16 protein-coding genes and 3 tRNA genes are annotated in these 18756 nt (G+C 57.9%); 10 read left to right on the top strand and 9 right to left on the bottom strand.

The window, feature by feature from the left end:
- Window positions 1-10 precede the first annotated feature (10 nt).
- From ACWPM9_RS11635 to ACWPM9_RS11615, 5 genes are all read right to left on the bottom strand, one after another.
- A complete protein-coding gene (locus tag ACWPM9_RS11635; protein WP_484755243.1) occupies window positions 11-1516 on the bottom strand; it encodes a peroxidase family protein in 1506 nt (501 codons plus the stop codon).
- Between the two features lie 190 nt (window positions 1517-1706).
- Window positions 1707-2546 carry a RadC family protein gene (gene radC, locus ACWPM9_RS11630; RefSeq protein ID WP_484755242.1) on the bottom strand — a complete coding sequence of 280 codons (840 nt, stop codon included), beginning with the start codon at window positions 2544-2546 and terminating at the stop codon, window positions 1707-1709.
- 17 nt (window positions 2547-2563) lie between these two features.
- Window positions 2564-3400 carry a type I methionyl aminopeptidase gene (gene map / locus ACWPM9_RS11625; RefSeq protein WP_428186568.1) on the bottom strand — a complete coding sequence of 279 codons (837 nt, stop codon included), beginning with the start codon at window positions 3398-3400 and terminating at the stop codon, window positions 2564-2566.
- Window positions 3401-3423: 23 nt separating this feature from the next.
- The gene (sfsA, locus tag ACWPM9_RS11620) at window positions 3424-4152 is read right to left on the bottom strand and encodes a DNA/RNA nuclease SfsA (RefSeq protein WP_484755241.1); all 729 of its coding nucleotides are present in this window, start codon (window positions 4150-4152) and stop codon (window positions 3424-3426) included.
- Window positions 4153-4325: 173 nt separating this feature from the next.
- The gene (locus ACWPM9_RS11615) at window positions 4326-6134 is read right to left on the bottom strand and encodes a PHA/PHB synthase family protein (RefSeq protein ID WP_428186786.1); all 1809 of its coding nucleotides are present in this window, start codon (window positions 6132-6134) and stop codon (window positions 4326-4328) included.
- 246 nt (window positions 6135-6380) lie between these two features.
- On the opposite strand from ACWPM9_RS11615, the gene ACWPM9_RS11610 reads away from it, so the two are divergent.
- From ACWPM9_RS11610 to recJ, 4 genes are all read left to right on the top strand, one after another.
- Window positions 6381-6713, top strand: a complete 333-nt coding sequence (locus ACWPM9_RS11610; RefSeq protein WP_484755240.1) for a hypothetical protein — start codon at window positions 6381-6383, stop codon at window positions 6711-6713.
- A 205-nt stretch (window positions 6714-6918) separates the two neighbouring features.
- On the top strand, window positions 6919-8139 hold the full coding sequence (locus tag ACWPM9_RS11605; protein ID WP_428186571.1) for an LL-diaminopimelate aminotransferase: 1221 nt from the start codon (window positions 6919-6921) through the stop codon (window positions 8137-8139).
- 55 nt (window positions 8140-8194) lie between these two features.
- A complete protein-coding gene (locus ACWPM9_RS11600) occupies window positions 8195-9517 on the top strand; it encodes a homoserine dehydrogenase (protein ID WP_484755239.1) in 1323 nt (440 codons plus the stop codon).
- Between the two features lie 202 nt (window positions 9518-9719).
- Window positions 9720-11522 carry a single-stranded-DNA-specific exonuclease RecJ gene (gene recJ, locus ACWPM9_RS11595; RefSeq protein WP_484755238.1) on the top strand — a complete coding sequence of 601 codons (1803 nt, stop codon included), beginning with the start codon at window positions 9720-9722 and terminating at the stop codon, window positions 11520-11522.
- A gap of 28 nt (window positions 11523-11550) precedes the next feature.
- Here recJ and ACWPM9_RS11590 read toward each other — a convergent pair.
- Window positions 11551-11625: transfer RNA gene (locus ACWPM9_RS11590), tRNA-Glu, on the bottom strand.
- 484 nt (window positions 11626-12109) lie between these two features.
- On the opposite strand from ACWPM9_RS11590, the gene ACWPM9_RS11585 reads away from it, so the two are divergent.
- The 3 genes from ACWPM9_RS11585 to ACWPM9_RS11575 all read left to right on the top strand — a co-directional run bounded on the left by ACWPM9_RS11585 (window position 12110) and on the right by ACWPM9_RS11575 (window position 15512).
- Window positions 12110-12844: a GntR family transcriptional regulator gene (locus ACWPM9_RS11585; protein ID WP_484755237.1), complete on the top strand. Its 735-nt coding sequence runs from the start codon at window positions 12110-12112 to the stop codon at window positions 12842-12844.
- 125 nt (window positions 12845-12969) lie between these two features.
- Window positions 12970-14373 carry a vanillate/3-O-methylgallate O-demethylase gene (gene ligM, locus ACWPM9_RS11580; RefSeq protein ID WP_484755236.1) on the top strand — a complete coding sequence of 468 codons (1404 nt, stop codon included), beginning with the start codon at window positions 12970-12972 and terminating at the stop codon, window positions 14371-14373.
- Window positions 14374-14576: 203 nt separating this feature from the next.
- A complete protein-coding gene (locus ACWPM9_RS11575; RefSeq protein WP_484755235.1) occupies window positions 14577-15512 on the top strand; it encodes a methylenetetrahydrofolate reductase in 936 nt (311 codons plus the stop codon).
- Window positions 15513-15673: 161 nt separating this feature from the next.
- On the opposite strand, the gene ACWPM9_RS11570 is transcribed toward ACWPM9_RS11575, so the two are convergent.
- From ACWPM9_RS11570 to ACWPM9_RS11560, 3 genes are all read right to left on the bottom strand, one after another.
- Window positions 15674-15748 (bottom strand) — tRNA-Glu (locus ACWPM9_RS11570).
- A 199-nt stretch (window positions 15749-15947) separates the two neighbouring features.
- The gene (locus tag ACWPM9_RS11565) at window positions 15948-16466 is read right to left on the bottom strand and encodes a hypothetical protein (protein WP_484755234.1); all 519 of its coding nucleotides are present in this window, start codon (window positions 16464-16466) and stop codon (window positions 15948-15950) included.
- Window positions 16467-16585: 119 nt separating this feature from the next.
- Entirely contained in the window at window positions 16586-17023 is a 438-nt protein-coding gene (locus ACWPM9_RS11560) for a VOC family protein (protein WP_428186578.1), read from the bottom strand.
- Between the two features lie 191 nt (window positions 17024-17214).
- On the opposite strand from ACWPM9_RS11560, the gene ACWPM9_RS11555 reads away from it, so the two are divergent.
- From ACWPM9_RS11555 to ACWPM9_RS11545, 3 genes are all read left to right on the top strand, one after another.
- Window positions 17215-17793: a cold-shock protein gene (locus tag ACWPM9_RS11555; RefSeq protein WP_428186579.1), complete on the top strand. Its 579-nt coding sequence runs from the start codon at window positions 17215-17217 to the stop codon at window positions 17791-17793.
- Between the two features lie 56 nt (window positions 17794-17849).
- Window positions 17850-18269, top strand: a complete 420-nt coding sequence (locus ACWPM9_RS11550) for a DUF192 domain-containing protein (RefSeq protein ID WP_484755233.1) — start codon at window positions 17850-17852, stop codon at window positions 18267-18269.
- Between the two features lie 89 nt (window positions 18270-18358).
- Window positions 18359-18435, top strand: a tRNA-Pro gene (locus ACWPM9_RS11545).
- Window positions 18436-18756 lie beyond the last annotated feature (321 nt).

The raw sequence follows: 18756 nt of genomic DNA, 5'->3' as shown, positions 1-18756 counted from the left end.
TGTCTTGAGCTTAGTCGATCTTTCCATTTTTCATCATCATGGTGAAATCGCTATCGCTGGCTGGCATGCCAGCGATACGGATGATCGATGCAAGGGTCCAATCCTTTGCGTCGCGCTTGTCGCCAGCTTCAAGTAAGGGATCGTCATCCGGCGTCCAGCAAGGCGCTATGTTGACATAAGAAGTCGGATCGCCGAGCAGGAGGCCGGAAAATACGGCGCAGACAATGGTGGACCCCAATGCCCCCAGTGTTTCGCCTCCCTCCTGCGTTTCGGCTTCCTTGAGGACATAGTACCACAGACTGTCATGCTTGGGATCGATGTCCATCGGGGGCAGGCAGTACTTGCGGGCGACAGATGTGCCCGATGGCAACGAAAACCGCCAGCCACGCAAGAGGTTACGGAAGCCAAGAACATTCATGGGGACTGGCTCGTTGGGTAATTGCATAAGCGCATTGGCAAGCTTGCTGTCGATCTTGCGCGTGTGTTGCGGGAAGGGGCCGGCAGAACTTTCCATCTGCAAGAACCAATCCCATTGAATGGCATTCTGGATCTTGATCGGACCAAATCCGCGAAGATCGTTGTCAGGCGTCGCCTTATCGAACAACGGGGCGAAATCGCCAAACCCTCTAACGGGATTGTTCGTCTGATAGGCATTGCGCACCATGGAATGACCGAAGCGATAAGCAGCCACAGAAAACTCGACAGGCATATATGGCTGGTTCTTCCAGTGGAACACATCCTTCATGCCGGGTTTCCAGACAGTACGCCCCATGGGGAACATCTGTTTTTCAAACGCTGAATCGAAGATTTCCGCCTTGGTCACGCGCCGAACGAAATCGTTCCACACAATATATTGGTAAAGCCAGCGCAGGCTCATGCGTGCTTTTTCGAACGGGTCTGCGAATTTCCGGGTGATTGCCCTGTCCACCAACGTATTGTGAGCCTTCAGGAAGGACAATTGAAGCTGTGAGACGATGGCATTCTCGTCATTGCGCATATCACCGATCAGGGCACGTCCTTGCGCGTTGCGTGGCAGATCGGGAAATTTCGTGTCGGCAATCTCACCAAGCAGCAATTTCCCTTTTTGATCCTCTCGCTGGTCGTAGAGATATGGGCTGTCATCAGGACCTCTGCCGTAGACATTGTCGAGATCAAAGCGCGGCGTGCGGTGGTTCATCAGCCCTGCCGGATCATTTTGTCGCATCAGAGACGATGCCGGATCGAAGGTGATGTCGTGGTCGATGAACTGACCGAAATACGTATAGGCCGCCGGGATTTTCGATGAAAGCTTTGTAACCGCCTCCGATGTCTCGTTCGGTGGCTGTCCATCGGGAAACTCCACCATCAGCGTATTTGCCATCTGGAGGAAATGTGCAGTGATTTCTCTCTCACCGGCATTGTCCCCCAATGGCGGCGTCCATGGGTCCAGGTCGGGGCAAATGCGACCGAATGGGCCATGATAAAAGGGTGAGCGCGGAGCAACGATGTCCGCCTTGCCTGCCGTGCCATGCGCCATGAAGACCTCCTCAATCTTTAAGTGAACATCAAAATAATGCACCTAAAAATTGATTTAGTAAATATATGCAATCTTAAAATGCATTCGCGCGATTGGCAGTTGCGCACGGCAAGAGCGATGAGTGTCGTTGACGCTCTCTGCATACAAGCGTTGCAGTGCGCTGTGGTCGCAGGTCGGTCCCCGGGAAAGATCAGATCAGCCGCAGCCCTCTGAGGCTGGCATGGCCATCGCGGCCGATGATGATGTGATCGTGGATGGTAATGCCAAGCGGCTTTGCCGTATCGATGATCATTTTGGTCATGTCGATATCGGCCCGTGACGGTGTCGGATCGCCGGACGGATGGTTGTGAACGAGGATGATGGCCGTTGCCGAGAGCTCCAGCGCGCGCTTCACCACCTCGCGCGTATACACAGGTGTATGGTCGACCGTGCCGCGGCCCTGAACCTCGTCGGCAATCAGCGCATTGCGCTTGTCGAGAAACAGGATGCGAAACTGTTCGCGGTCCTCATAGGCCATGGCGGCATGGCAATAATCGATGACCGATGACCACGAGGCAAGCACCTGGCGCCCGCGCAATTCACTTTTCAGCATGCGATGGGCGACGGTGGAAATGAGCTTGAGATCGAGGGCTGCCAGTTCGCCGATACCGCTCACCTCCTGCAATAATGGCATAGGCGCTCCGAAAACTCCGGCCAGCGTTCCAAAGCGGTCAATCAGCGCCTTGGCAATCGGTTTGGTATCGCGTCGGGGGATCAGCCGAAACAGCAGAAGTTCGAGGATTTCATAGTCGGCCAGCGCTGCATCGCCATTGTCACGAAAACGCGTGCGTAACCGGTCTCGATGTCCATGATAATGGGCATTCTTGGCGTCGGTAGCGCTCTGGCGCGCGAGCTCGTTGGCTATCGTCGAGGTCTTGGCAGGTCGGTCGGCGAAAAAGCCGCGTTCGTCGGCTACGGGCTCGGCTTCCCCCGCGCTGTCGAGAGAGGCCTGAAAGCCGTCCTGTCGATCGTCGCGCGGGTGTTTCGCCATGCCCTGTTCCTTATGTTCTAGCCTTTGAGTGGCGGCAGCCCCGGCCGGTCCAGCCCGCCGGGGGAGAGCGTGAAAATCTCGCATCCGCCAGCGGTCACGCCCACGGTATGTTCGTATTGCGCCGTCAGCGAACGGTCGCGGGTCACCGCCGTCCAGCCATCGGAAAGCACCTTCACATGCGGCTTGCCGAGATTGATCATCGGCTCGATGGTGAAGATCATGCCTTCCTTCAGTTCCGGCCCTTCATTGCTCTTGCCGTAATGCAGGATATTGGGACTGTCGTGGAAAAGGCTGCCAACGCCGTGGCCGCAGAAGTCGCGCACGACCGAGCATCGCTCGCTTTCCGCATAGGTCTGGATCGCCTCGCCGATGGCGCCGGTGCGTGCACCGGGGCGCACGGCGGCAATGCCGCGTTCCAGGCATTCATAGGTCACTTCCATCAACCGTTCGGCGGCGCGCTTGACCGTTCCGACGGGATACATGCGACTGGAATCGCCATGCCAGCCATTCAGCACATAGGTCACGTCGATATTGACGATATCGCCTTCGCGCAGTGGCTTTTCATCCGGCATACCGTGACAGACCACGTGATTGATCGAGGTGCAGACCGAATATTTGTAGCCGCGATAATTGAGGGTCGCGGGCAGGGCGCCATTGTCCATGCCGAATTCGAACACGAAGCGGTCGATGGCATTGGTGGTCACGCCGGGTTTTACCACCGCTGCCAGTTCATCCAGGCAGCGTGCCGTCAATTGACATGCCTTGCGCATGCCCTCAAATGCCGCCGCATCGTATAGGCGGATCGCGCCGGTATTCTTGAGCGGCGCGGTGGCCGCATCGATGTAGTTCACCATATGCTGACTTTCGGTCTTTCGATTTATCTCGTTTCTAATGCAGCCAGGGCGGGTTCGTCCATGGTGATCAGGCGATGCGGGGCAATTTCTACCGGCGATACCCGGCAACTCACAGCATAGGCTTCCACCCCGGTGGCACTGGCGGCAGTAAAAGCCCTGACATAGGCAGGATCCAGATCGCCTGAAATGCTAAACCGGTCGCAATCGTCCCTCTGGATCAGATAGAGCATAACAGCCCTGTGGCCGGCTGCAACCATCGCGGCAAGCTCCACCAGATGCTTTGCGCCGCGTGCAGTGACGGTGTCTGGAAATTCGGCAAGTCCGCCCTCGCGCGAGAAATGGACATTCTTGACCTCGACATAGGTATCGGGCCGCCCGTCGCCGGAAAGCAGAAAGTCCACGCGCGAGTTCTTGCCGTAGCGCTGTTCGCGCCGAAGGTCTTCGTATCCACCCAGATCTCCGACAAGTCCGCCGGTCATTGCCTCTTCCGCAAGCCGGTTTGCCGCCGCCGCATGGACGCCGATGACGGTCCCCTCGGCCTCGATCAGTTCCCAGGAATATCGGTACTTTCGTTCCGATCCCAGATGATCGGCCAGCCAGATTCGCGATCCCGGCGTGGTCAGGCCCCGCATCGAGCCGGTATTGGGACAAAACCCGGTCATCTCTGTGCCATCATCCAGCACCGCATCGAACAGGAAGCGCTTGTAGCGGTGGATAAGTGTGGCGGGCACGAGGGGCGGGGCAAATTTCATGGACCCGGTCTAGCCGTTTCGAAGTGGCACCGCAAACCGGCAGCTGCACTTACCACTGTTCAGCGAGCCGTTGCCGTTGCCGATGGCTTTGCCCCTGACCGGGCAATGTCGACAATTGTCCCGCATGCGGAGCGGAGATGTGCCTGCAGTCGGATGAAGGGTATGCGCTCACGCTACACCCGCTCCAGCACATAGCTTCCCGGCGCGTCGCCAATTGCGTTCAGCTTGCCACCGCCCGGCTTGCGGGCGGGCACGCGCTCGTCGTCCAGTGCCTCGACCCATGTTTGCCAGTGCGGCCACCAGGAGCCGGCATGTTCTTTGGCTGTCTCCACCCAGTCTTCAAACTGGCCTTCGGGTGCCCCATTGGTCCAGTACTGGTATTTGTTCTTGTCGGGTGGATTGACCACGCCCGCGATGTGGCCGGAACCGGACAGCACATAATCGACCTTGCCACCGAAATACTGGCTGCCGACGAAGACCGATTTGGCCGGTGCGATATGGTCTTCCTTGGTGGCCAGATTGTAGATCGGAACCTTGACGTCCTCAAGCGACAGCGTCTTGCCGGCCAGTTCCATTTTGCCCTGTGTCAGATTGTTTTTGAGGTAACAATTGCGCAGGTAATAGGAATGGTTGGCGGCGGCCATACGGGTGGAATCCGAGTTCCAGTAGAGGAGGTCGAAGGCGCTCGGATCGACGCCCTTCAGATAGTTGTTGACGAAATAGGGCCAGATCAGCTCGGACGACCGCAGCATGTTGAAGGCTGCCGCCATCTTCTGTCCGTCCAGATAGCCGGTCGATTTCATCCGTTCTTCCAGATCGCCGATCTGTGCCTCGTCGGCAAACACCTTGAGATCGCCGGCAAAGGTGAAATCCACCTGCGTGGTAAACAGCGTGGCGCTGGCAATACGGTCGTCGCCCTCTTGCGCATGCAGCGCCAATGCGGCTGCCAGCAATGTGCCGCCCACACAGTAGCCGATGGAGTTGACCTGCCGTTCGCCGGTTGCCTTTTCCACGGTCTCCAGAGCGAAATCGATACCCTCGCGAATATAGGCCTCCCAGCCCTTGTCGGCATGGCGCTGATCCGGGTTGACCCAGGAAATCACGAACACGGTATGTCCCTGATCGATGCACCACTTGATGAAGCTCTTCTGCGGATTGAGATCGAGAATGTAGAATTTGTTGATCCACGGCGGGCAAATGAGCAGGGGTCGTTTCAGCACGGTTTCGGTGCTGGGCTCATACTGGATGACCTCGCAGATATCGCTCTGGGCAATCACCTTGCCGGGCGTCATCGCCATATTCTTGCCGACTGCGAATTTCGAATAGTCGGTCTGGCGCATGCGCAACTCGCCGCGTCCGGCTGCCAGATCTTCCGCCAGGATTTTCATGCCCCGCACCAGGTTTTCACCGTTGCTGGCCACCGTCTCGCGGTAGACCTGAGGATTGGTGGCAATAAAGTTGGCCGGTGACAATGCTGCCATCAACTGGCGCACGTAAAAGGCTGCCTTGTGCTTTGTATGCGCATCCAGCCCTTGTGTCTCTTCAACCAGTCGGTCGGCCCATTCGCCAACCACCAGATAGGTCTGTCGCAAAAAATCGAAAAACGGATTGCGCTCCCAGTCCTCATCGGAAAAGCGCTTGTCTTTCACAGCAGAGGCAACGGGCGCCTCTGCCGAGCCGGAGAGCTTGTGGGCGGTGCGCATCCACACATTGAACATGCTGCCAAGGAGAAGCGATTGCGCTTCAAGTGTCCGCTTGGGATCGGCCATCCAGTATTCGGCAATCTGGGAAAGTGTTTTCACAAGCTCGTTCATTGGCTCGGCGGCTGAGTTTGGAACCTCGCCGCGTTCGCGCGGGCCAATCCATTCAGAAGCCGCCTTGCCCAGATTTTCCACGGCCTTGGCAATGTTCATCGCCATCGCCTGCGGATCGCGCACCACGTAAGGCTCGATCAGCTTCGGGTCGAATGCTGGATTGGCCATTTCACCCGGGCCTTCGGCTCCGCTCTCCTTGGTCATACCCATCTCCCCGCTTTTTCTTGTCGCTTTGTATTTGCACATACTTGCGCAAAACAGCTAGAAGTTCCAGCAAGAGAAAAGCAGAGTCTTTTGGCGATGGTAAGACGGGCTCGTCCGAATTCGGACAGGAAGCCGCAATCCGGGGTGACGTGTTCTATGATGAACGGAAAACGAGCTATGTCAGGTGCCTTTTTGGCATGCACTGCTTTGATGCTGGCAGGTTGCGTCAGTGGCGGAAGCGACATGGTGGCCTCCGCGCCCGCAAGTTCACCCTCTGTGGTGACGGTGGTGGACCCCGACGATACCGATCAGGGACCGATGCAACCGAATGACGGCTATCCCGATTTTTCCACGCCGCTCACGGCTGCCAATACGCAGATGAGCAATGATCAGGCAGCAGCACTCGAAGCAAAGCTGAGCGCGCTTGGCGCCCAACGTCGCGCCGGCACGGTCTCTGATGCCGAATATCGGCAGCGGTTGCTGGAACTGCGCGGTATAGCGGAAAAACACGGCAGCGACGCCACGACCAGGCTTGGCAATTAGCGCTTGCCTTTGATGGAATTTCGCCGCAAATCAGGCCGTTACGGGCGTCATTCGCCAGATTTGCGCCAAACATTGCGCGCAATGTCTGGGAATGCGCTATAGTAAAAAGTGCTTCGGTTCGGTGGTCTTATGCCGTGCCGTCTTTGCAACCTTGAAACGAGCCCGCCGCATGCGGCTTTCGCCGCACGGTTAAACGGGGAGAGAAATGGAAGAATTTCATAAAGTCCGGCGCTTGCCGCCTTACGTTTTCGAGCAGGTCAACCGTTTGAAGGCGAGCGCGCGAGCGGGTGGGGCCGATATCATCGACCTTGGCATGGGCAATCCTGATCTTCCGACCCCGAAGGCCATTGTCGACAAGCTGTGCGAAGTGGTCCAGGACCCGCGCACGCACCGTTATTCGTCGTCCAAGGGTATCCCGGGCCTTCGGCGCGCGCAGGCAGGCTATTACGCTCGCCGCTTTGGAGTGAAGCTCAACCCGGAAACGCAGGTTGTTGCAACGCTTGGGTCCAAGGAAGGCTTCGCCAACATGGCGCAGGCCATCACCGCGCCCGGCGACGTCATTCTCTGCCCGAATCCGACCTATCCGATCCACGCCTTCGGCTTCCTGATGGCTGGCGGTGTTATTCGCTCCATGTCGGTCGAACCGGACGAAAGCTTCTTTCCTCCGCTGGAACGTGCGGTTCGCCACTCGATCCCCAAGCCGCTGGCGCTGATCATCAATTATCCGTCCAATCCGACCGCCCATGTGGCCACCCTTGATTTCTACAAGGATGTGATCGCCTTTGCGCGTAAACACGACATCATCGTGTTGTCGGATCTGGCCTATTCGGAGATCTATTTCGACGACAACAATCCGCCGCCATCGGTTCTTCAGGTGCCGGGGGCAGTGGATATCGCTGTCGAATTCACCTCCATGTCGAAGACATTCTCGATGCCCGGTTGGCGCATGGGCTTTGCGGTTGGCAATGAAAGGCTGATTTCGGCGCTGACCCGGGTCAAGTCCTATCTCGACTACGGCGCTTTCACGCCGATCCAGGTGGCCGCGACCCATGCGCTGAATGGCGACGGCACCGACATCGCCGAGGTGCGTTCGATCTACAAGCGCCGTCGCGATGTCATGGTGGACAGCTTCGGCAAGGCCGGCTTCGACGTGCCGCCGCCGGAAGCGACCATGTTTGCCTGGGCCAAGATACCGGAAAAATTCCGCCACCTCGGCAGTCTCGAATTTTCCAAGCTGCTGGTGGAGAAGGCCGACGTGGCCGTTGCCCCCGGCATCGGTTTTGGCGAAATGGGTGACGATTACGTGCGTCTGGCGCTCGTTGAAAACGAGCATCGCATCCGTCAGGCGGCCCGCAACATCAAGAAGTTCTTCTCAACGGCGGACGATACGATGCACAATGTCGTATCCCTCAACGCCCATCGTTGACCTAAAAAGCGGCTCCGTTCGGAGCCGCTCCCACCGAAATATTCAGGATTGATCAATGGCAGATGCCCTTCGAATTGGCATTGCGGGACTGGGAACAGTTGGCGCATCCCTGGTCCGCATTCTCCAGACACGCGCCGATGCGCTTGCAATGGCATGCGGACGTCAGATCGAGATCGTAGCCGTCTCGGCAAGAGACCGGACACGCGATCGTGGCGTGGATCTGACGGGCATCGAATGGCATGACAATCCCGTGGACATGGCAACCACCGCCGATATCTCCGTCTTCGTGGAATTGATGGGTGGAGACAATGGAGCTGCGGCAGACTCGGTGCGCGCGGCCTTGTCGCGTGGTCTGCATGTGGTGACGGCCAACAAGGCCCTGCTCGCCCGCCATGGCGTTGAACTGGCAAAGATCGCTGAAGGGAAAGGCGTTCTGCTGAATTATGAAGCAGCCGTTGCCGGCGGCATTCCTGTCATCAAGACGATGCGTGAGTCGCTCACGGGAAATTCGTTCAGCCGCATCTATGGCATCATGAACGGCACCTGCAATTACATCCTGACCCGGATGGAAAAAGAAGGTCTGTCCTTTGCCGATTGCCTGAAGGAAGCGCAGCGTCTCGGTTATGCAGAAGCGGATCCGACATTCGACATCGAAGGCAATGATACGGCCCATAAGCTTGCAATCATGACCGCTCTTGCCTTTGGCAGCGAGATTGCAGCCGACGAGATCTATCTGGAGGGTATCTCCAACATCTCGATCGAGGATATTCATGCTGCCGCCGATCTGGGGTACCGGATCAAGCTTCTGGGGGTCGCCCAGAAGACCGAGACCGGCATCGAACAGCGCGTTCATCCAACCATGGTGCCGCTCGATAGCGTGATTGCGCAGGTCGATGGTGTAACCAATGCCGTCGCACTCGAATCCGATATTCTGGGCGAGCTGCTGATGGTTGGCCCCGGTGCCGGCGGCAACGCGACGGCCTCCGCCGTGCTGGGAGATATCACCGATATCGCCAAGAGCCGTCCGGGAACCCAGGACGTTCCCGTCTTCGGGACGCCGGCGCGTCTGATGCAGCCCTACCGTCAGGCCGAGATGCAGAGCCATGAGGGCGGGTATTTCATCCGCCTCACGGTCGAGGATCGTGCCGGCGTGTTTGCCTCGATCGCCGCCAAGATGGCAGACAACGGCATTTCGCTGGAATCGATCATGCAGCATTCCAAGCGGCAGGTCGCGGCCGGCGACCCGCAGACGATCATCCTCGTCACTCACGCGACGATGGAAGCCTCGGTCCGCAAGGCTGTCAGCGCCATCAAGGCCGAGGGCTATCTGCTGGGCGAACCGCAGGTGATCCGCATCGAGCGTCCGAAAGACAGCTAGGTTCCAGCCGCGTCATTGCTGGCGCGGTCAGCATCATCGGTCGAGCAGGAATTGCAACGGGTGTCATCGCGATAGACGACATCCGTTGATTTCGCGCGTCCAGTACCTATTGTGAAGTCATGCCATCGAGGCGTGGGTAAACTGTATCGGGAGCTCATGTCAGCTTGGCTCCAACGGCACATCCAGAATCAAGACAGGTGACATGACGGACGAAGTGGATCCGGTACCGAGAGCCTTTCTCGGGGTTGAAAATTCAGTCTCGGGGCAGCGTTGGATTTCGCGCCTGGATCAGGCCGGGCAAAACCGTGCGCTTGCGATGTCACAGGTCCACGGCCTGTCAGATCTCGTGGCAAGGGTCATGGCCGGACGCGGCGTGACGCTTGATGAGGCGACGCTCTTCCTCGATCCCACGCTGCGCGCGCTGATGCCCAATCCCTCGACCCTGACGGATTGCGATCTGGCCGCCGAGCGGCTCATGCAGGCGATCAAACGCGGCGAGCGCGTGGCGATCTTCGGTGACTACGATGTCGATGGCGCAGCATCTTCCGCCGTTCTCTATCGCTTCCTGGCGCATTTCGGCGTTGAGGCCGAGATCTACATTCCGGACAGAATTTTTGAAGGCTACGGCCCGAACCCGACAGCCATCGGCGAACTCATCGACAGGGGCGCGCAACTGATCGTCACCGTCGACTGCGGATCCACAAGCCACGAATCGCTGGCTGTCGCCCGCGAACGCGGGATTGATGTCGTCGTTATCGACCACCATCAGCTTGGTCACGAATTGCCGCCCTGTCTGGCTCTGGTCAATCCCAACCGGGAGGACGATTTGTCGGGGCAGGGGCATCTCTGCGCGGCCGGCGTCGTCTATCTGGTGCTGGTGGCAACGCTGAGAGATCTGCGCAAGGCGGCCCATCCCGGCTCCACCAGCATGGATCTGCTGAGCCTGCTGGATCTTGTGGCCCTTGCCACGATCTGCGACGTGGTGCCGCTCAAGGGCCTGAACCGCGCCTATGTCGTCAAAGGCCTCGCCGCAGCGCGCCTGATGAACAATTCAGGGCTTGCAGCGCTCCTGAAGGTCGCCGGCATCGGCGGCCCCGTCACGCCCTATCACTTAGGCTTTCTCGTCGGACCGCGCATCAACGCTGGCGGACGTATCGGCGACGCAGCCCTCGGCAGTCGGTTGCTGACGGTCGATGATCAGTCCGCCGCGGCCGAGATCGCCGCCAGACTGGATGAACTCAACCGCGAGCGTCAGGCCATGGAAGCCGCCATGCTGGAAGAGGCACAGGCCGAGGCGCTGGCGGAATATGGCACGGCGGAAAACGCCGCCGTCATCCTGACCGCAAGAGAAAACTGGCATCCGGGCATCGTTGGTCTTCTGGCTGCGCGCCTGAAGGAGCGGTTCCAACGCCCTGCCTTTGCTATTGCCTTTGATTCGATGGGCAAGGGCACGGGCTCGGGTCGCTCGATCACCGGCTTTGACCTTGGCAAGATGGTGCGCGCCGCTGTCGATGACGGGCTGCTGGTCAAGGGCGGCGGTCACGCCATGGCAGCGGGCCTGACGGTGGAACGCGGCAAGCTTGGTGCCCTTCGCGCCTTCTTCGACGAATCGGCTGCAAAGCAGGTCGCATCCCTGACGGCAAACCGGGTGCTCAAGATTGATGGTGCGTTGGGCGCAAGTGCTGCCACCACCGAACTCGTCGACAAACTTGAATCCGCTGGCCCCTTCGGAGCCGGCCATCCGCAGCCGCTGTTCGCGGTCCCGTCCCATCGCCTCAAGGATGCCCGTCCGGTCGGCACGACGCATATCAAGGCGACGCTGGAATCGCAGGACGGCCGCCGTCTGGAGGCCATTGCCTTCCGCGCCGCTGAAACGCCTCTGGGGGACTTCCTGATGAGTTCACGCGGCAATCAGATCCACGTCGCAGGTTCGCTGTCGGCCGATCAGTGGCAGGGATCGCGCCGCGTACAAATGCGTATAACGGATGCCGCCAAAGCACCGTAATCATTTATCGATTCGATTTTGAGGAAACTGGTACGCCCTAGGGGAGTCGAACCCCTCTTTCCAGAATGAAAATCTGGCGTCCTAACCGATAGACGAAGGGCGCGTGCCGTGGGCGCCCTTATAGGGGTGACTTTTCATTCCCGCAAGCGCCTTTTTGCTCTTTTTCGACAGAGCGATGACGATTTTGTCTCCTGGGCGAAGATTGTATTCATTCTTTGCCCGCTACGGACCTCCATGAACAGAAAATTCTGCCGAAAGTGCATGTAGCTTGCCCCCCGTTCCGGTTTTCCCAAGAGGCCTATGTACACATTAACGGAGTTGGATCGTTGTGAGATTTACGCGCAACTGGTAATGAGATGGGAATGTACACACTCTCATGGGGATGTGTCGTGATGGATTTCAAACGCTGAAGGCGAGTGCGGTGGCATTCTCGTGAATCGGCTGGTTTTCGATCATGTGACGGCGTGCGTAAGGTGATCGGTGCCGCGTTTGCAGACAATGATGCAGACTCATGGTCTAGTGGAGCTTGCGGCCTTGGTCGCAACCGGACTTGGGGAGAGGTCCGGAGCGCAATGTGGAGGCAGGAAATGACGGAAACACCGGGAAATACGCACGCAACCCGAACCGTGATCGAGTTGCGCAAGAAAATACTCGCCGGCGAATTGGCCGGCGGCACCCGCTTGCTTGAAGTGCCCTTGTCGGAAGAGCTGGAAATATCGCGCACCCCCTTGCGCGATGCCATGAGCCGGTTGGTCGAGGAGGGGCTGCTGGAGCGGGGCAAAAGCGGTGGCTTTACCGTACGCAAATTCACCTTCGATGATGTCATCGATGCCATCGAGTTGCGGGGTGTTCTGGAAGGCGCGGCAGCGCGGCTTGCGGCAGAGCGCGGCGTATCGCCTGATGCGCTGGAGGAGATCGGGGCGACTGTGGCGAAGTTGGATGACTGCTTTGGTGCGGACCCGGACAGCATGGATTTCGATCGATATTCAGAGCTGAATGCGCAGTTTCATCATCAGCTTGCAAGATTGTGCGGCAGCGACATGATCGCACGCGAAGTGGAGCGTGCAGCGCGATTGCCCTTTGCTTCGCCATCGGCCTTCCTGCCGGACAAGGCGGATATCACAGCCTTTCGCCGCTCGCTCTATCAGGCCCAGGCCCAGCACAAGGCGTTGGTTCGGGCGATTGCGGCGCGGGAAGGCTCGCGTGCGGAAGCCTTGGCGCGAGAGCATGCGCGTATTGCGCGCCATAACCTCGACTATCTCATGAACGAAGATCGCAGCCTGATCGAGCAGGTGCCTTCGCTGGCGCTGGTTATGGCCTGAGACGGTCAATTAGCCGGCAACAAGTACAGGACCGCTTTGTCGGAGGAGAAAAAGCCTCTTGCAAGTCCCGCTTGTTTGGGTGTTATAATGTATACATAGCGAGAAACCCCATGGGAGGAGAAACCATGACTAACTCGAGCCTAGAGGCGGTATTGCAGGCTGCTGGCAATCCTGTCGAGCTTTTGCGCAATTCTAAAATCGGTATGTATGTATACCCGGTCGTGACGCCTGAGTTTTCCAACTGGCGTGTGGAGCAGCAGGCCTGGCGTGAAACAGCGGTTCTGTTCGACCAGTCTCACCATATGGACGAACTGATCGTCGAAGGACCTCAGGCGGAAGAGTTCCTCAGCCATCACGGCATCAATTCCTTCTCGAATTTTGGCCTGAACCGCGCCAAGCACTTCGTGCCGGTCACACCGAATGGCCACGTCATCGGCGACCACATCATTTTCCGCGAGCGTGAGGACAAGTTCATTCTTGTCGGTCGTGCACCGACATCCAACTGGCTGCAGTTCTGCGCTGCCTATGGAAAATGGAATGTCCGCATCAAGCACGATCCGCGTTCCCCATCGCGTCCTGAGGGCGAACGCGTGCTGCGCACCCATTACCGTTTTCAGATCCAGGGACCGGACGCACCGAAGATCTTTGAGAAGATGAATGGCGGTCCGATCCCCGACATCAAGTTTTTCCATGTGGACTGGATCAATGTCGGCTCCCGCAAGGTGCAGGCCCTTCGTCATGGCATGTCCGGTGCGCCGGGTCTGGAGATCTGGGGCCCTTATGAGGACAAGTCCTATATCCTCAATTGCATTCTTGAGGCCGCCAAGGATGCGGGCGTCGATCTGGTTCGTTGCGGCAGCCGCGCCTATTCCACCAATACGCTGGAATCCGGTTGGATCCCGTCGCCGCTGCCCGGTATCTATACCGGCGATGGCATGCTCGCGGAATACCGCCAGTGGCTCGGTGCCGATTCTTATGAAGCAGCCGGTGCGATCGGTGGTTCCTTCGTCAGCGACAATATCGAGGATTACTACGTCAATCCGTTCGAACTCGGCTACGATTTCTACATCGGCTGGAAGAAGCAGGACTTCGTTGGCAAGGCGGCGCTGGAGAAGATGAAGGGCCAGACCCATCGAAAGAAGGTCACCTTCGAGTGGAACCGCGAGGATGTGCTGAAGGTCATCGCATCGGCCTTTGAACAGGGCACGCCATATAAGTGGATCGACTTCCCGCAACCGAATTATGCCTCTTCCAGCGCCGATATGGTCATGCGGGACGGCAAGATGGTCGGCATGTCGATGTTCAACGGCTATTCCTTCAATGAACGCTGCGTCCTGTCGCTGGGCGTGGTGCATGCCGACGTCAAGGAAGGCGATGTGCTGACGATGAAATGGGGCGAGCCGGAAACGACTGGCAAGACCTCGACGGAAAAGCACAAGCAGACCGAAATCCGCGTGCGCGTCTCGCCCACGCCGTATTCGAGCGAAGCCCGCGAAAACTACGCGGACAGTTGGCGTTCCAAGAAGTAACAGGGACCACGGCCCGCGTCGTATTAGGCGCGGGCCGAGCAATCCCCGATGAGACCACTGATAGCCGATGTCAGCCGCAAGGGTTGACGTAAACCGGTGCTGCCGAATGCCGGTGAGCATGAGTGTGCCCCGGCATTCGACTATCAGCTCTTCTGCACCAGGCAGGGAAGGTCGGTGCGGCCGCAGACGGAAGGAACAAGGCAATGTTTAAGTTCTTCAAGCGCGCCGATCACGGTAATGAAAAACCTGAGCTCGATTTGTCGACTGTCGTTCAGGGATATTCCATTGAAGTGATGCCGCGCACAGCGGCCAAGATCGATGACTTCAAGGCGCTGTTGCCGGCTGGAACGCGGGTCTACATCGCCCATATCGATGGAACGCCGATCGACGACATGGTGGCAACGGCGTCGCGATTGTCCAGCGACGGTTTCCAGGTCATGCCGCATTTTCCTGCACGCAGCATTGCCGATGTCCATACCCTTGAAGACTGGATCAAGAGATACCGCGATGAAGCCGGTGTCGAGCAGGCATTGTTGCTGGGGGGAGGGAGTTCTAATCCAGCGGGAACATTCGACAGTTCGATCCAGATGATCGAAACGGGCCTGTTCGACAGATATGGCTTCAAGCGCCTGCATGTCGCTGGCCATCCGGAAGGCAACAGGGATATAGACAAGGACGGCTCATGCCGGCTGATCGATGAGGCCTTGGTTTGGAAGCAGGCCTTTTCCGAGCGCACCGATGCTCAGATGGCCGTCGTCACGCAGTTTGCCTTCGACGTCGAGCCGATCATCGCCTGGGATCGCCGATTGCGAAAGGCCGGCATCACGCTGCCCGTTCATCTCGGAATTGCCGGACCGGCCAAACTCCAGACCCTGATCAAATATGCTGTCGCGTGTGGCGTCGGACCGTCGCTGAAGGTGCTGCAAAAGCGTGCCACGGATCTCACCAAGCTGATGCTGCCTTATGAACCCGAGGATGTGCTGGCGGATCTGCAGTCCTATTTGGCTGACGAGCCAGACAGCCTAATCAGGCAGGTACATTTCTTTCCTCTGGGCGGGGTGAAAACCTGCGCGGACTGGGCAAACGGTGTTCTGGCATCTTCGAAACAGTCGGCCTCTTCCCCACCTGTCGCTGTCTGATATCAACAGGGCGGTGACGGGCAATTGACCGGACGAGGTGTTGAGCAGACCTCGCCGGTCCATTTTTTTAAAGATGGGAAACTGCGGCACCAACAGCCAGTGGCACATGCGCCAAGTGCATGATTGCCGATCGATATCCTGCAAGTTTTAGGATAGAGAACTGGTACGCCCTAGGGGAGTCGAACCCCTCTTTCCAGAATGAAAATCTGGCGTCCTAACCGATAGACGAAGGGCGCGTGCCGTGGCGCCCTTATAGTCAGGGCTTTCGAATCCCGCAAGCGGATTTTTGCGCTTTTTTCAAAAAAATGACACAGACCGAAGAAAACGTTGCCGATTGAAATTTTGCAGGAATTACAAAGCCCTGCTGTGCCGGGAAAAAGCCCTTCTCATGAATTGAAGGTGTAACGATCCAGCAACGGACCCTTCGTACCTCGCCTAGTAAAGGGCACCGTCTTCGCTGGGCGGAAGGGTCGCAGGAGCAGCAGCCGGCGCGCTGAAAAGGCTACCTGAAGCGGCATGGATTCCACGTTGCGGCATGCCGGCCGGAATGAGGCTCGATGGTGTTTCGGACGCGGTCACGGGCGCTGCATCCTCAACCGCTTGATAGGCGGAAAATATGCTGGAGCGTCCCGCGTTGACACCCGTTTGCTGCATCACAACGGCCCCTAGATCCTCAGGGGCCTCCTGTAGCTGTGCGGTATCCGTTGTGCCGCTGCCGTCGGCCGCCGTCTGTGCCACCGGGTCGGCAGCATTGGCAACCATTGGGTCGACATAGCCGCCCGGTGTTTTCCCGGGTGCGTCCGCGGTCGCCACAAGATCAGCATCCTCAATATCCAGGCCGAGGGCTGCCTGATCCTTGGCGCCGGTCATGCAGCCAGCCAATAGCAGCAGGCTGGCGCAAGCCGCCACGCGCGATGTCTGTTTCACATTGAGGTATTGAAGGTGACGCAACATATCCGCTCCGCTTCCGGCGAACCCCGCCGTTTGGTTCTTCGCTCATCCGCAACAAAAAAAGACGGGAGCGCAAACTCCCGTCTTCATGGCATGTCAATCTTGCGTGGAGCCGAACGGGCTTACCAACTGCCGGTATTCGGCATTGAAGCCCAGGGCTCAGCCGGTGCCAGACTGTCGCCCTTTTGCAGGATCTCGATCGAAATCCCGTCGGGAGAGCGGACAAAGGCCATGTGACCGTCGCGCGGTGGACGGTTTATGGTCACGCCATTGTCCATGAGGGTCTGGCAGGTGGCATAGATATCGTCGACCCGATAGGCGAGGTGGCCGAAATTGCGACCGCCGGAATACTCCTCCGGATCCCAGTTGTATGTGAGCTCGATGCTCGGAGCGCGATCGCCATATTCGGCGATGTCTTCATCCGAGCAGAGAAAGACCAGAGTGAATCGGCCTTTTTCGTTGTCGATTCGCTTCGTTTCTTTCAGGCCAAAGACCCGGCAGTAGAAATCGAGCGATGCGTCCAGATCTTTGACGCGTACCATCGTGTGTAGATAGCGCAATTTTGGTACTCCTGTATTGGCTGTTACGATATGGTGCAGACGACAGCTTGGAGCAAGGCTGTGGAGCAACAAAAGCATCTGGGTATTATTTGAAACAAGGGCTTGCGCAGCACCATTGCAGGAATGTTATTCTGGATATCAAGAATCAGTTAACATCTGGAATGTGAAGCGTTGCCGAGGGGCTGGTGGTAATGGCAGACAGAATGTCAGCGAAGGGGATCTCTGAATTTCAGGATCTTTCTAGCGAGCCGATAGATCTAATCGAAATCACGGGCGTCGTGAAATGGTTTGACGTCGCCAAGGGCTTCGGTTTCATCGTTCCGGACAATGGAATGCAGGATGTGCTGATGCATGTGACCTGCCTGAGGCGAGACGGATATCAGACCATTCTCGAAGGCACGCGCATCGTGGCCCTCATCCAGAAGCGCGACCGTGGCTATCAGGCCTTCCGGATTCTATCCATGGATCAGTCGACGGCAGTCCACCCGTCGCAGCTTCCACCCGTCAGGACCCATGTCCAGGTGCAGGCCACAAGCGGTCTCGAACGCGCACTCGTCAAATGGTTCAACAGAACCAAGGGTTTCGGCTTCCTGACGCGCGGTGAAGGCACGGAAGACATTTTCGTCCATATGGAAACGCTGCGCCGATTCGGCCTGACGGAACTGCGTCCGGGTCAGACGGTTCTGGTTCGTTTTGGAGATGGCGAAAAAGGCCTTATGGCTGCCGAAATTCACCCGGATATTCCAGATCCGATCAACCGGGCTCACTGATGCAGATGTTGCAGAATGGTTTTGTGAAAAGCGCTGTTGGGGCGCTTTTTTTGTGTTTGGCCGGCGTCGCTCAGGCGGCAGAGCCGATCTTTGGTACAGCCACCGTCACCATCGAGACGGCAGCCGGTCCCGCGCGTGAATTCGCGGTCGAATTTGCCGCCACGCCCGATCAGCGGGCGAGGGGGCTGATGGAGCGTACAGAACTTGCGCCGGACGCCGGCATGATTTTCGATTTCGCGGTGGAACGTGAAGTGATGATGTGGATGAAGAACACACCGCTTCCGCTCGACATGCTGTTCGTTGCCAGCGACGGCGAGATCAAGCGGGTCGCAGAAAACACCGAACCCTATTCAGAGACCATCGTTCCGTCGCGCAGCCCTGTACGCTATGTGCTGGAAATCAATGGCGGTCGGGCGTCTGAACTTGGCATTGCAGCGGGAGATCACCTGAAGCTCAGCAATATCAACCAGCGTTGAAACGGCCTTGTCAAAATTCCGTAAGAAAAACGCATTTTTGCTGTTGCGGCCCATGGGGTAACCGTGTATTGCCACACTCGTCAACGGCACGGAGTGTAGCGCAGCCTGGTAGCGCATCTGGTTTGGGACCAGAGGGTCGGGAGTTCGAATCTCTCCACTCCGACCATTGATCTTCCCAAGAAAACAAGAACTTGCAGGACGCTGAACATAAAGCGTCTGGCGCTTTTGCGCGGATATCATTTCACGTTGTCAGCGCAGGGATGCCGATCGGCAGGGTTTACCGATCAGCCTCTGCGACCGTCCGGGGCCACGCGCATTACGGCCTCTCAACCTTTCAGATTTATGGGATAATCGATGCCCAGCGCCGGGTCGGCATATTGCCATTTGAACCTGTAGCAAGTATCTCAACCTTATGAAGGTAGAAGCTGGTGTACAGTCTCTTCCGTCTCTCTTGCCCCGGATGGACGCTGCTGAAAGCCAGGGTGTT

This window comes from Agrobacterium sp. H141, from assembly GCF_057158725.1.
Note: the sequence above shows the minus strand (reverse complement) of the source record. Positions and strands in the feature narration are given on the sequence as shown.